Origin of the sequence: Candidatus Venteria ishoeyi, assembly GCF_030378065.1 — a bacterium.
GTDB classification, from domain to species: Bacteria; Pseudomonadota; Gammaproteobacteria; order Beggiatoales; family Beggiatoaceae; genus Venteria; species Venteria ishoeyi.
In genome coordinates, this window is record NZ_JAUCGJ010000007.1 from 1 (window position 1) to 13,031 (window position 13,031).

At 46.0% G+C, this 13,031-nt stretch carries 12 protein-coding genes and 1 tRNA gene; 11 read left to right on the forward strand and 2 right to left on the reverse strand.

From position 1 onward, the window contains the following. Positions 1–835 (forward strand): FimV/HubP family polar landmark protein (locus QUF61_RS03360; protein WP_289680452.1); only part of this gene is annotated, 835 nt, incomplete at its 5' end. A 517-nt stretch (positions 836–1,352) separates the two neighbouring features. Here the strand turns inward: QUF61_RS03360 and QUF61_RS03365 are convergent. Continuing rightward, complete coding sequence (locus QUF61_RS03365; protein WP_289680453.1) at positions 1,353–1,961, reverse strand: hypothetical protein; 609 nt, start codon at positions 1,959–1,961, stop codon at positions 1,353–1,355. Positions 1,962–2,016: 55 nt separating this feature from the next. Here QUF61_RS03365 and QUF61_RS03370 point away from each other — a divergent pair, with 55 nt between their 5' ends. From QUF61_RS03370 to QUF61_RS03395, 6 genes are all read left to right on the forward strand, one after another. Beyond that, complete coding sequence (locus tag QUF61_RS03370; RefSeq protein ID WP_289680526.1) at positions 2,017–2,679, forward strand: phosphoribosylanthranilate isomerase; 663 nt, start codon at positions 2,017–2,019, stop codon at positions 2,677–2,679. 126 nt (positions 2,680–2,805) lie between these two features. Beyond that, entirely contained in the window at positions 2,806–4,161 is a 1,356-nt protein-coding gene (mpl, locus tag QUF61_RS03375) for a UDP-N-acetylmuramate:L-alanyl-gamma-D-glutamyl-meso-diaminopimelate ligase (RefSeq protein WP_289680454.1), read from the forward strand. Between the two features lie 433 nt (positions 4,162–4,594). After that, complete coding sequence (locus tag QUF61_RS03380; RefSeq protein WP_103920768.1) at positions 4,595–6,484, forward strand: DEAD/DEAH box helicase; 1,890 nt, start codon at positions 4,595–4,597, stop codon at positions 6,482–6,484. Beyond that, positions 6,481–7,233 (forward strand): tRNA threonylcarbamoyladenosine dehydratase, encoded by a 753-nt coding sequence (locus QUF61_RS03385; RefSeq protein WP_289680455.1) that lies wholly within the window; start codon positions 6,481–6,483, stop codon positions 7,231–7,233. Before QUF61_RS03380 ends, QUF61_RS03385 begins: the two co-directional genes overlap by 4 nt. Beyond that, on the forward strand, positions 7,221–7,697 hold the full coding sequence (locus tag QUF61_RS03390; RefSeq protein ID WP_103920766.1) for a hypothetical protein: 477 nt from the start codon (positions 7,221–7,223) through the stop codon (positions 7,695–7,697). Before QUF61_RS03385 ends, QUF61_RS03390 begins: the two co-directional genes overlap by 13 nt. Positions 7,698–7,759: 62 nt before the next feature. Further along, positions 7,760–7,836 (forward strand) — tRNA-Val (locus QUF61_RS03395). 233 nt (positions 7,837–8,069) lie between these two features. Here QUF61_RS03395 and QUF61_RS18165 read toward each other — a convergent pair. Further along, entirely contained in the window at positions 8,070–8,291 is a 222-nt protein-coding gene (locus tag QUF61_RS18165) for a tyrosine-type recombinase/integrase (protein WP_407080043.1), read from the reverse strand. A 121-nt stretch (positions 8,292–8,412) separates the two neighbouring features. Between QUF61_RS18165 and QUF61_RS03400 the strand changes: the two genes are divergently transcribed. From QUF61_RS03400 to greA, 4 genes are all read left to right on the forward strand, one after another. After that, a complete protein-coding gene (locus QUF61_RS03400) occupies positions 8,413–8,691 on the forward strand; it encodes a type II toxin-antitoxin system RelE/ParE family toxin (protein ID WP_103920764.1) in 279 nt (92 codons plus the stop codon). Beyond that, positions 8,691–8,984: a HigA family addiction module antitoxin gene (locus tag QUF61_RS03405; protein WP_103920763.1), complete on the forward strand. Its 294-nt coding sequence runs from the start codon at positions 8,691–8,693 to the stop codon at positions 8,982–8,984. The genes QUF61_RS03400 and QUF61_RS03405 overlap by 1 nt, the downstream gene beginning before the upstream one ends. 321 nt (positions 8,985–9,305) lie before the next feature. Further along, complete coding sequence (gene carB, locus QUF61_RS03410; RefSeq protein WP_289680457.1) at positions 9,306–12,542, forward strand: carbamoyl-phosphate synthase large subunit; 3,237 nt, start codon at positions 9,306–9,308, stop codon at positions 12,540–12,542. Next, the gene (gene greA / locus QUF61_RS03415) at positions 12,539–13,015 is read left to right on the forward strand and encodes a transcription elongation factor GreA (RefSeq protein ID WP_103920762.1); all 477 of its coding nucleotides are present in this window, start codon (positions 12,539–12,541) and stop codon (positions 13,013–13,015) included. The genes carB and greA overlap by 4 nt, the downstream gene beginning before the upstream one ends. The last annotated feature ends 16 nt before the right edge of the window (positions 13,016–13,031 follow it).

The window sequence follows — 13,031 nt, forward strand, 5'->3', positions numbered from 1 at the left end:
TCTGGACCTGGGTGAAGACAGCGTTGCTGAAGACGAGCTGAGCCTGGGCGATGACGATATGAGTCTGGACCTGGGTGAAGACAGCGTTGCTGAAGACGAGCTGGATCTGGGCGATGACGATATGAGCCTGGACCTGGGTGAAGACAGCGTTGCTGAAGACGAGCTGAACCTGGGCGATGACGATATGAGTCTGGACCTGGGTGAAGACACTGGTGCTGAAGACGAGCTGGACCTGGGTGATGACGATATGAGCCTGGACCTGGGTGAAGAGAGCGGTGCTGAAGACGAGCTGAGCCTGGGTGATGACGATATGAGCCTGGACCTGGGTGAAGAGACTGTTGCTGAAGACGAGCTAGGCCTGGGCGATGACGATATGAGCCTGGACCTGGGTGAAGAGATTGGTGCTGAAGACGAGCTGGACCTGGGCGATGACGATATGACCCTGGACCTGGGTGAAGACAGCGTTGCTGAAGACGAGCTGGATCTGGGTGATGATGACATGAGTCTGGACCTGGGTGAAGACAGCGTTGCTGAAGATGAGCTGAGCCTGGGTGATGACGACATGAGTCTGGACCTGAGTGATGACAGTACTGGCGATGATGATTTGGATAGCCTGTTAAGTCAGTTAGGTGATGATGATGAAGACGATTCGGCGCTGGATATGCTGGATAGTGGGAATGAAGTTGATGGGAAATTTGATCTCGCACAAATGTATATCAATATTGATGATATGAATAGCGCCCGGAGTACCTTAGAAGAAATTCTTACCGAGGGTGATGATGAGCAGAAATCCCGGGCTGCGCAGATGCTTGAGGGGATACAGGAACCTGCATAAACTTAGGAGTGAGGATGAAATAAATGCAGAAACTGGGTGCAGGATTTTTATTCATTTTCAAGGCGTGAAAACAGGCGCATAGCAAGCTATGTAACTGCCTAAGTCCAAATAGGCACAACGCAGAAAATGGAGAAAAAGACCAGCCAAGTTGCTGAAGTTATAAAATTCTCACTCCTTAGTGTAAGAGAAGTCGCATCAGAAGCTGTTGAGTAAATCTACGTTCATGATGGTTTAGTAGCAGCTTTTTGTTTAAAAAGTAACTGATTGATAATACATGCCTACGTTGAACTTAGCTTAATTACAAGCGGGAAGTCATGCTTCCCGCTTTTTTTATTGGTATCGGACAAACTCAACCTTTCATTCCTATTTTTATTATTTTCACCCTATATCTGAAAACCCTGAAAAAGTCCGTAAGCTATTGATTTTATTAGAGGTAAAAAAGTTCTTCGGAGTTTTCAGTACTTATATCATCCAGATAAATTTGTGGTTAGATTGTTGATGATGCAGCAACAGTTTCTTACATTGAATTCAAATTAATACTGAAGCCACTTTTAATATCCTGAAACGGGCCTAATGGCTTTTTATGATCTTCCAATACCAGCGTGTGGGGTTCGCCACCCCAGAGTTTATAAGCCACTTTGTCATTATTAACCACAATTAAAGCCATAAAACGCCAGCCTTCCTTGCGATTCCGACGACGGAAATTAAACACATCCAGCATCACATTGCCATAACGTTGCTCATGACTGACCACGGGACTGATCTGATAGGCATAACAATTTTTACGGGCGCTGATACAAACCTGCAAAGGCTTATCCAGATCATTAACCTGCATGGATTGGTGCGGCATGAAACGCTCAATCACTTCCAGATAAGTTAAACGTTTGATATTCGGAGTTTTGAATGGATCAAAACCCATCTTTTCCAGTTCCTGTACCGAAGTTTTACCCGGTATGATGCGATCAAAGCTGGTTTTTGCCTCATCAAAACTTTGCCAGGGTGATTGGGCAACTGTGATTTTACTGGGTAATAATATGCTGGAGCAAGCGCTTAAAGTCAGTATCAACAGGCAGCCACCCAATATCAACAGAGATTTTAAATAATGGGTTTTGGGACGGGGGTGCATGAGTCTTTTATCCTGTTGTGTTAAACTTTTCCAGATTTTTTAATCCATCAGCAAAATCAATACCAATACTCAGGTTGCTTTATTAATGACGACACGTACCCGTATTAAAATTTGTGGCATCACCCGTTTGGAAGATGCGCAAGACGCCTGTCATGCCGGTGCGGATGCGCTGGGTTTTGTATTTTATGATAAAAGCCCGCGCGCTGTCAGTATCAAACAGGTGCAAGAGATCATCAGCGCGGTGCCAGCATTTGTCACCAGTGTTGGCTTGTTTGTTAATCCTGAACCTGAATTCGTTCATGCGGTACTAAAACATATTCCCCTGGACTTATTACAATTTCATGGTGAAGAAACACCACAGCAATGCGCAGCCTTTTCACGCCCTTATATTAAAGCGATTCGTATGCGTCCCGGCACGGATGTTTATGCACAGGCGGCGCTTTATCAAAGTGCGCGTGGTTTATTGCTGGATGCTTATGTGCCGGGAGTCAAGGGTGGCACGGGTACCGCTTTTAATTGGAAAGAGATTCCAGCGCAAGTGGCTAAACCAGTTATTCTCGCAGGTGGTTTGGACGCGAGCAATGTGGCACACGCCATTCATACGGTACGCCCCTGGGCGGTGGATGTCAGCGGTGGTGTGGAAGTCAAAAAAGGCATTAAAAGTACGGAGAAAATCCGGGAATTCGCCCAACAAGTTAATGACCTGAATTCAATATAAGAATTTGAGTTTAAATGACTTGAATCTGGCACAGATGATCAAAAATTTAGCATGAGGTAGAAGTCGTTTTCTGTATCATAACTGCTGAAAGCAGCTTACTCCGAACTCAGGGATTATAATTTTTAGATGCATATTCACATTCTTGGTATCTGCGGCACTTTTATGGGTAGTTTGGCAGTGCTCGCCAAACAAATGGGACATCATGTTAGCGGTTCCGATGCCAATGTCTATCCGCCGATGAGTACCCAACTGGAACAACAAGGTATTGTTTGTGTTGAAGGTTATAATGCCAGTCAGCTTGAACCGGAGCCTGACATGGTGGTCATTGGTAATGCCTTAAGTCGCGGTAATCCAGCAGTGGAAGCCGTGCTTAATCAAGGTCTGGCTTATACTTCCGGTGCGCAATGGCTGGCTGAGCAGGTGTTGGCAAAACGCTGGGTATTAGCCGTGGCAGGTACGCATGGCAAAACCACCAGTAGCAGTATGCTGGCCTGGATTTTAGAAGATGCGGGATTAAACCCAGGGTTTTTAATCGGTGGCGTACCACAAAATTTCAATATTTCCGCCCGTCTGGGAGACAGTCCATTTTTTGTGGTGGAAGCGGACGAATACGATACGGCATTTTTTGATAAACGCTCTAAATTTGTACATTATCACCCGCACACATTGGTGTGTAATAACCTGGAATATGATCATGCGGATATTTTCCCGGATTTGGCGGCGATTCAGCGCCAGTTTCATCATTTGATTCGCACCGTACCCGGTAATGGTAAAATTCTGTATTTACAACAAAATAGCTTAAAATCAGTATTGGAACAAGGTTGTTGGTCTGATACCGAAATACTGAATGATTCTGAAACAGGTTGGTTAAGCCATAGCTTAAATGCCGATGGCAGTCATTTTCAGGTTTTTTTTGCGGGTCAGTTACAAGGCGAAGTACACAGCGTTTTACCTGGCAAACACAATCAGCATAATGCCCTTGCCGCGATTGCCGCAGCACGTCATGCCGGTGTACCAACAGCGATTGCTTGTGAAGCCCTGGGGCAATTTAAAGGCGTGCGGCGACGTTTGGAACTACGTGGAGAAATCAATCAGATTCGAATTTATGATGATTTTGCCCACCATCCAACAGCAATTGCCGAAACATTGGTAGCATTACGCGCCCGGGTTGGCTCAAAACGGATTATCGCTGTCTTAGAACCCCGCTCAAATACCATGAAATTAGGCGTACATAGAGACAAACTTGCAGCTTCTCTGCAAGTGGCTGATTTGGTGCGGGTATATCAGCCTGCCGAACAAAACTGGGAATTTCCTGGTGAGCATTTACCGATTGCGCAATTTCATCAAATTGAAGATTTGTTAGCGCATTTACTATCAGAGCTTCAGCCTGACGATCAGGTTTTAATTATGAGTAATGGCGGGTTTGGTAATTTACACCAGCGTCTGTTGGATGCGCTGACTGAGGAGCGCAACATTTTTTGAGTTTCATAAGTTATAGATAAATAGCTATCATAATGATGCTCACCTACTTAGGAGCAAGAATTTTATAACTTCAGCAACCTGGCTGGTCTTTTTCTCCATTTTCTGTGTTCCGAAAACAGTTACATAGCTTGCTATGCGCCTGTTTTCACGCCTTGAAAATGAATAAAAATCCTGCGCCCAGTTTCTGTATTTATTTTATCCTCACTCCTTAGGAGCGGGAATTTTAGGAGCGAGAATTTTATAACTTCAGCAACCTGGCCGGTTTCTGCACTTCTTTCATCCTCGCGCCTTAGTGCGTAACAGATTTTGCTATCTTTTCTTAAATAAATTGAGTTTGGCTTCAGGTTAAATAAAAATATCTGCAACAAAAACAAACAAATCCTAATAAAATCGCGTAAAATAAAATGTTTTTGCAATAATTCTGGCAAACCTCATGACAACTCAATTTCAAGCGCTTAACCTCTCTCCTTCTATCTTGCAGGCACTAGAGGCTGTCGGCTACGAAACCCCTTCCCCTATCCAAGAAGCCACCATCCCTCCATTATTGGAAGGACGGGATGTTTTAGGTCAGGCGCAAACCGGTACGGGTAAAACAGCGGCCTTTGCCTTGCCAGTTTTATCATCCATTCAATTGGATGATCTGACGCCTCAGGTTTTGGTTTTAACGCCAACCCGTGAGCTTGCGATTCAGGTTGCAGAAGCGTTTCAACGTTATGCGCATTATATGTCAGGGTTTCATGTGCTGCCGATTTACGGGGGGCAGTCTTACGAAAACCAATTGCGCCAGTTACGCCGTGGCGTACATGTGGTGGTGGGTACACCGGGGCGGGTGATGGATCATATCCGGCGTGGTACTTTACAGCTTAATGGCCTGAAAACGCTGGTGCTGGATGAAGCTGATGAAATGTTGCGCATGGGCTTTATTGACGATGTTGAGTGGATTTTAGAGCAAATTCCGGAAACCCGCCAGATTGCATTATTTTCCGCAACCATGCCCAGCGTGATTCGTAAAGTCGCCAAGCAATATCTCCACGATCCGGTGGAAATTAAAATTGCTGCCAAAACCACTACCGCGACCAATATTCGTCAGCGCTACTGGCAAGTCAGTGGTTTACATAAACTGGATGCACTGACCCGTTTATTGGAAGTTGAAGAGTTTGATGCCATATTGATTTTTGTGCGCACCAAAACTGCAACCCTGGAATTAGCTGAAAAACTGGCAGCACGCGGTTATGCCTGTGCTGCGCTTAATGGTGATATAGACCAAAAGCAGCGTGAACGCACAGTTGATAAACTTAAAAATGGACAATTGGACATTATCATTGCCACCGACGTCGCTGCGCGTGGACTGGATGTGCAACGGGTCAGTCATGTCATCAATTATGACATTCCTTCCGATGTCGAATCCTATGTCCACCGTGTTGGGCGCACGGGCCGCGCTGGACGCAGTGGTGATGCCATTTTATTTGTCGCACCACGCGAACGCCGCCTGTTGTACGCCATTGAACGCAACACCCGGCATAAAATCGAACAAATGCAAATGCCAACGGCTTCAACCATTAATGAGCAGCGCGTTTCGCGTTTCAAACAACGCATTAATGACGTGTTAACCAATCAGAATCTGGATGTATTCTCTCGCCTGGTCACGGAGTATGAACAGGAATTTGAAGTTGACCCACTGCAAATGGCGGCAGCGCTGGCATATATGACGCAAGGCAAAGAGCCTTTATTCTTATCCGACAAGCCACAGAAAAAACGCCGTGAACGTCACCAGGATGAAGATAGAGGGGATAGGGGCGACAGATCTTATCGTGAGAAAAAAGACTTTCAACGCAGTCCAAAAACCTGGGTCAAGGGTGCTGAAAAACCCAAGCCCTTAAAAAATTTCCCGGATATTGAAATGGAACGTTTCAAATTAGCCGTGGGTTATAACGATGAGGTCAAACCGGGTAACATTGTCGGTGCCATTGCCAATGAAGCCGGGGTTGAAAGTCAATATATTGGACATATTGAAATTTATGAAGATTTCAGCACAATTGATTTACCGGCGGAAATCACCGATGAATTATTACAGGAATTGAAAAAAACCCGGATTTGTGGACAGCGCATTGATATCAAACGCGCAGCGGATGCCGATCAGGATGCGGGAAGTTATAAAAAATCACGTTCTGATGGCAAGCCAAGGTCACAGAGCAAATCGCGAAAACCTAAACCACATCGCAAAGGTAATCGTGGTGAGCAAGATGCAGCAAAATCTAAAGACAGCACACGCTCAAAATCGGGGAAAAAACATAAAAAAAGAATCGGTAAAAGAAAACCATGAGTAACCCTGAAGAATTTTCTCGGGAAGCCTATTCCCGAACTGAAATTTTACTGGGAAATGAAGCACTGGAAAAACTGAACCAACATCATATTTTAATTGCCGGGCTGGGTGGTGTTGGCGCTTATGTGGCTGAAAGCCTTGCTCGCATTGGCATACAAAAGCTCACTATTGTCGATCATGATGTGGTTTCAGCATCCAACCTCAACCGGCAATTATTGGCTTTGCACTCCACTTTGGGGCAGCCTAAAACCGAGGTGATGGCAGCGCGCTTAAGAGACATCAATCCAGATGTGGAATTACACGCGCTACAACAGTTTATAGAAAAAGATCAGGTGGCTGATTTTATTGCGCAAGGGCAATTCGACTTCGTGGTGGACTGTATTGATTCCATTGCCTGTAAAGCCGCATTAGTCGCCGCCTGTTTACAACAGGAAGTGCCGGTAGCTTCCAGCATGGGTGCTGGCAACCGTCTGGATGTGAGTAAAGTTGCAGTTGCCAGCCTGAATCAGACGCATGGCTGCGCTTTGGCGCGGGAAGTGCGCGCAGCTTTGAAAAAAATGGGTGTGGCACCACGCTATCCCGTGGTTTATTCTCATGAACATGCGCGTAAACCACTGCCACATCAACCCCTGGAAGGCGATGCACCAGGCCGCCCCCGTGCGGTTAATGGCACAATTGCTTACATGCCGGCCCTGTTTGGGCAGATGTTATCCGGGATAGTGGTACAGCACTTGTTATGGAAGAACTAGAATATAAACGCACCTACCATGACGTCAACCATCGCCCTTGTGTTTTTGCCAAGGCGATTTTATGCCGTTGCTGTCAATGCAGTTACAGTCTGCGTCTCAGTATTGCTGAACGCGACGCAGTAGCCTGTAGTCGTCAGCAAGCACACCACCGCTGTGAACAATGGCTGGAAATGCTCTATGATAATGCGCGTTTTGCTTTAAAACTTGCCGCCACCCACGCCCCCCAACCCCATGCCAAAGCCATAAAAGTACAATGTGGCGGGCCACGAGGCCTGCAACAAATTTTGTCCAGGCAGGCAGCAGTCATTGAGTCCAATCAACAATCACCTGACCCCGTTGATGATATTGCAGCCTTATTAGATCAAGCTGAACAGCAATACCAGGATCTCAGTAAATTACCTTATTCCAAGATTGTGCGTTTTATCAGTCATCACCCGATTAAAAAACGCAGTCGGCGAAAATAATTAACTTTTTTCTTGTATTGTTTCAAATATCTGTGTATCATTCGCGGCCTTGATAGGAATACAGGCACGTAGCTCAGTTGGTTAGAGCACCACCTTGACATGGTGGGGGTCGGTGGTTCGAATCCACTCGCGCCTACCAATAAAATCAAGCACTTACCTCTAAAAAATCCCTTTTCTCAAGGAACCCCGCCTTGAAAAATCAGTGTTTTCAAAAATAAATCTATAAAATCAAAGCCTTAAAAAGAGCTTCCAGTGTTTTATGGCCTTCATCTGGCGATAAATGAGAATAGCGCATGCTTGTATTGATATTTGCGTGTCTTGCCACTTGCTTTACACGATTGATATCTTGCCCAGCTTGCACCAGCCAACAATTCATTGACAAAATACCCAAGAGCTATCCAAACAATGCTCCATGTGAAAAGCTTCGCGATTGAGTAACGCTATCCTTGAAGGTGGCATTAAAATTAAAGTGCCGTGCTTGCGGCTTTTTTGGTTTTTTGGATAGAGGTAAACCCGTGATTTATCAAAATCTATCCGGCTCCATTCTAAATTTAAGACCTCGCCAGACCTTGCGCCAGTATATAAGCTATAGATTCGACCATTTTGGTGTCATATATGATGCACTAGCGCTATCGCTTATGCGTCCTACCGCGCTGAGTTCAGGTATCATAGGCAAAAATTTGTAGCGCGTCGCGCAACATGCGATAATTACTGAATGATTAAATCATTTCGCTACAAGGGGCTTAAGAATTTTTACGAGACAGGCAGCACGTCAGGCATACAGGCTAACCATGCCAGTCATCTTCGTATGCAACTTATTGCTTTTGAGACTGCGCAAGTAATTGAAGACATGAATATCCCTGGCTTTCGCTTACATTTATTGAAAGGGCAACTCAGAAACTGCTGGTCTATTTCTGTTAGCAGTAATTGGCGACTTACATTTGAATTTTGTGAAGGCCATGTATACATTTTGGATTATGAGGATTATCACTGATGACTATGCATAATCCACCCCATCCAGGTGAGTTTATCCGGGTCGTTTACCTGGAACCGTTTAATATCAGTGCGCGTGTTGTGGCTAAAAACCTTGATGTCTCGGCATCAACTTTTAACCGTGTAATTTCCGGTAAAAGTGGCATTAGTCCTGAAATGGCGTTACGCCTGTCAAAAGCCTTGGGGCGTTCTCCAGAAAGTTGGCTAACAATGCAGGATCATTACAACCTCTGGCAAGCAAAACAAAACACGAATCTTGATAATGTTCATCATATGGAGTTTGTCAGCACATAATTTGGCGCTTAAGGCAACTTGTAAGGTGGATAAGTGATAGCACCTATGCATCCTGCCGCGCTTATAGGTTCTCAGGTAAATGCTTTACGGATAACACCCTTCGGAGGGGTGTTATCCATTGACTTTCCCGGCACTTAATTAAATGATAAAAACAGGTGTTTTTGTGTTTAAATTAATCCTGAAAAATATTTACTTGCCCATTTTTTGTTATATTCCAAATGGAAAGTAACGGTAGTCGTTATTGAATTTTAGATATTGAAATCATACACTGCATACAACAACTGATTACACCGCTTAACTTTACTCATAACGAGCTTAAACATGCCTAAACGCACTGACATACACAGTATTTTAATTATTGGCGCTGGTCCGATCATTATTGGTCAAGCCTGTGAATTTGACTATTCCGGCGCGCAAGCCTGCAAAGCGTTGCGCGAGGAGGGTTATCGCGTCATTCTGGTGAACTCCAATCCCGCCACCATCATGACCGATCCCAATATGGCGGATGCGACCTATATTGAACCCATACATTGGGAAACTGTGGCGCGGATTATCGAAAAAGAAAAACCCGATGCCTTGTTACCGACAATGGGGGGGCAGACGGCGTTGAACTGCGCGCTGGATTTGGATCGCGAAGGGGTGCTGGCAGAGTTTGGCGTTTCCCTGATTGGTGCTTCCAAAGAAGCCATTGATAAGGCGGAAGATCGGGATAAGTTCCGCGTGGCAATGCGTAAAATTGGCCTGGATATGCCACGCTCTGCAATTGCGCACAGCATGGAAGAAGCCCAGCAGGTGCAGGCTGATATTGGCTTTCCTTCGATTATCCGGCCTTCGTTTACCATGGGCGGCAGTGGCGGTGGTATTGCTTATAACAAAGAAGAGTTTGCGCTGATTTGTGAGCGCGGCCTGGATGCCTCGCCCACCAACGAATTGCTGATTGAAGAATCCATTATCGGCTGGAAAGAGTATGAAATGGAAGTGGTGCGGGATCATGAAGATAACTGCATCATTATCTGTTCCATTGAAAATTTTGATGCAATGGGCGTGCATACTGGTGATTCCATCACGGTTGCGCCGATTCAGACGCTGACTGATAAAGAATACCAAATCATGCGTAATGCTTCGATTGCGGTGTTACGGGAAGTTGGCGTGGATACCGGTGGCTCGAATGTGCAGTTTGCGATTAATCCTGAAAACGGGCGCATGATCATTATTGAAATGAACCCCCGCGTTTCCCGCTCTTCGGCACTGGCTTCTAAAGCCACGGGTTTCCCGATTGCTAAAATTGCTGCCAAGCTGGCAGTGGGTTATACCCTGGATGAACTCGCCAATGAAATGACCGGCGGCGTGACTCCGGCTTCATTTGAGCCAACGCTGGATTATGTCGTCACCAAAATTCCGCGTTTCACTTTTGAGAAATTTCCCGGCGCTGATCCCACCTTAACCACGCAGATGAAATCTGTTGGCGAAGTAATGGCAATGGGGCGTACCTTCCAGGAATCGCTGCAAAAAGCGTTGCGTGGCCTGGAAACCGGTATTTATGGTTTATGCCCGATTCTCGATACTGAGGCGGAAGATGCCACGGATACATTGCGCAAAGCCTTGCGTATTCCCAGTGCCGAGCGTATTCGTTACATTGCTGAGGCTTTCCGTTTGGGTTGGGCGTTGGAAGAGGTGCAAAAAGAAACTGGCATCGATCCCTGGTTTTTATGTCAGATTGCCAATTTGATGGATGAAGAAGCGGCGATTGCCATGGGGGGGGTAGCCAGTTTAGACAAAGATCGCATGTGGCAGTTAAAGCGTAAGGGCTTTTCTGATAAACGCCTGTCAGCACTCTTAAATACTAAAGAGTCAGCAATTCGTCTGTTGCGCCAGCAATTGAATATTCGCCCGGTGTATAAACGGGTGGATTCCTGTGCTGCGGAATTTGCCGCCAGCACTGCCTATATGTATTCCACTTATGAGGAAGAATGCGAAGCCTCACCTTCTGAGCGTGAAAAAATTGTAGTTTTAGGGGGAGGCCCCAACCGGATCGGACAGGGTATTGAGTTTGATTATTGCTGCGTACAAGCGGCTTTATCCTTGCGCGATGATGGTTATGAAACCATTATGATCAACTGTAACCCGGAAACGGTTTCAACGGATTATGATACTTCAGATCGTTTGTATTTTGAGCCACTGACCCTGGAAGATGTGCTGGAAATTATTGACCTGGAAAAACCCAAAGGCGTGATTGTGCAATACGGTGGGCAAACGCCACTGAAATTAGCACGGGATCTGGAAGCCGCTGGCGCGCCGATTATCGGTACTTCACCGGATTCCATTGATTTGGCGGAAGACCGTGAGCGTTTCCAGCAGCTTATTCAGGATTTGGGTATTAAACAACCCCCCAACCGCACCGCCCGCAACGAAGAAGAAGCACTGACCCTGGCGGCTGAAATCGGTTATCCCCTGGTGGTGCGTCCCTCTTATGTATTGGGTGGTCGGGCGATGGAAATCGTGCATTATGAGGAAGACTTAGCACGTTATATGAGTGAAGCGGTTAATGTTTCCAATGAATCACCCGTATTGCTGGATCATTTCCTGGATGATGCCATTGAAGTGGATATAGACGCGATTTGTGATGGTGAAAATTTCCTGATCGGCGGTATTATGGAGCATATTGAACAAGCTGGCATTCACTCTGGTGATTCCGCCTGTTCCCTGCCGCCTTACGGTTTATCACCCATGATTCAGGATCGGCTGCGTGATAAAATGCAGCGTCTGGCAAAAGCTTTGAATGTGGTGGGTTTGATGAATGCCCAGTTTGCCATCAAAGGCGAAACCATTTACATACTTGAAGTCAATCCCCGCGCTTCGCGTACCGTGCCGTTTGTGTCCAAGGCCACCGGCTTGTCATTGGCGCAGATTGCTGCGCGTTGCATGGCAGGTAAATCGCTGGTTAAGCAGGGCATCACCAAAGAATGTATTCCCAGCTTTTATTCTGTCAAAGAAGCCGTATTTCCCTTTGTTAAATTCCCCGGCGTTGACCCATTATTAGGGCCGGAAATGAAATCCACCGGGGAAGTGATGGGTATTGGGCGTAGTTTTGGCGAAGCCTTTTTGAAGGCGCAAAAAGCGGCGAATATGGCCTTGCCAAAAGCCGGACGCGCTTTTGTCAGCGTGCGTGACGAAGATAAAATGGGTGCTTGTGACGTTGCCAGAGAATTGGTTGATTTGGGTTTTGATGTGGTTGCCACGCGCGGTACGGCAGTCGCGCTGGAAGAAGCAAAAATACCTTGTCAGCATGTGAATAAAGTGCATGAAGGCCGTCCACATATTGTCGATCAAATCAAAAATGGTGAAATTGCCTTTATTGTCAATACCACAGAAGACAAACACGCAATTGCAGATTCTGACACCATACGCACTAATGCTTTGCGAAATAAAGTCACCTACACCACCACCATTGCCGGTGCGCGCGCGACAGTGTTAGCCTTGCGCGCCATGCAAGAAGGTAAAACTATTAACTGTCTGCAAGACCTGCATCAAGAATTACATGGAGAAAATGGCGCATGAAAAAAGCACCAATGACTATCAGAGGCGCAGAAGCCCTGCGTGGTGAACTGCAAGAACTCAAAACTGTTTTACGCCCACAAATCACTGCGGCCATTGCCACGGCGCGTGAGCATGGTGATTTAAAGGAAAATGCAGAATATCACGCGGCGCGTGAGCAGCAGAGTTTTAATGAAGGCCGTATTGCTGAAATTGAACATAAACTGGCAATGGCGGAAGTTATTGATATCACCAAACTCAATGCCAATGGGCGTATTGTATTTGGCGCAACGGTTGATCTGGCTGATGAAGACACTGAAGAAGAAGTGACTTATCAGATTGTTGGCGAAGATGAGGCAGACATCAAATTAAACCGTATTTCAATCGCCTCCCCGATTGCCAGGGCTTTAATTGGTAAGGAAGAAGGTGATGTTGCCGTGGTGCAGGCACCAAGTGGCAGTAAAGAATTTGAGATTCTGGAAATCCGATATGTTTAATATGGCTGATTCTTAC

What these genes read in the sequence shown, in the direction of transcription:
- QUF61_RS03365 (WP_289680453.1), bottom strand. Translation starts at nt 1,961, where the DNA reads ATGCACCCCCGTCCCAAAACCCATTATTTAAAATCTCTGTTGATATTG.
- mpl (WP_289680454.1), top strand. Translation starts at nt 2,806, where the DNA reads ATGCATATTCACATTCTTGGTATCTGCGGCACTTTTATGGGTAGTTTG.
- QUF61_RS03380 (WP_103920768.1), top strand. Translation starts at nt 4,595, where the DNA reads ATGACAACTCAATTTCAAGCGCTTAACCTCTCTCCTTCTATCTTGCAG.
- QUF61_RS03385 (WP_289680455.1), top strand. Translation starts at nt 6,481, where the DNA reads ATGAGTAACCCTGAAGAATTTTCTCGGGAAGCCTATTCCCGAACTGAA.
- QUF61_RS03390 (WP_103920766.1), top strand. Translation starts at nt 7,221, where the DNA reads ATGGAAGAACTAGAATATAAACGCACCTACCATGACGTCAACCATCGC.
- QUF61_RS03400 (WP_103920764.1), top strand. Translation starts at nt 8,413, where the DNA reads ATGATTAAATCATTTCGCTACAAGGGGCTTAAGAATTTTTACGAGACA.
- QUF61_RS03405 (WP_103920763.1), top strand. Translation starts at nt 8,691, where the DNA reads ATGACTATGCATAATCCACCCCATCCAGGTGAGTTTATCCGGGTCGTT.
- carB (WP_289680457.1), top strand. Translation starts at nt 9,306, where the DNA reads ATGCCTAAACGCACTGACATACACAGTATTTTAATTATTGGCGCTGGT.
- greA (WP_103920762.1), top strand. Translation starts at nt 12,539, where the DNA reads ATGAAAAAAGCACCAATGACTATCAGAGGCGCAGAAGCCCTGCGTGGT.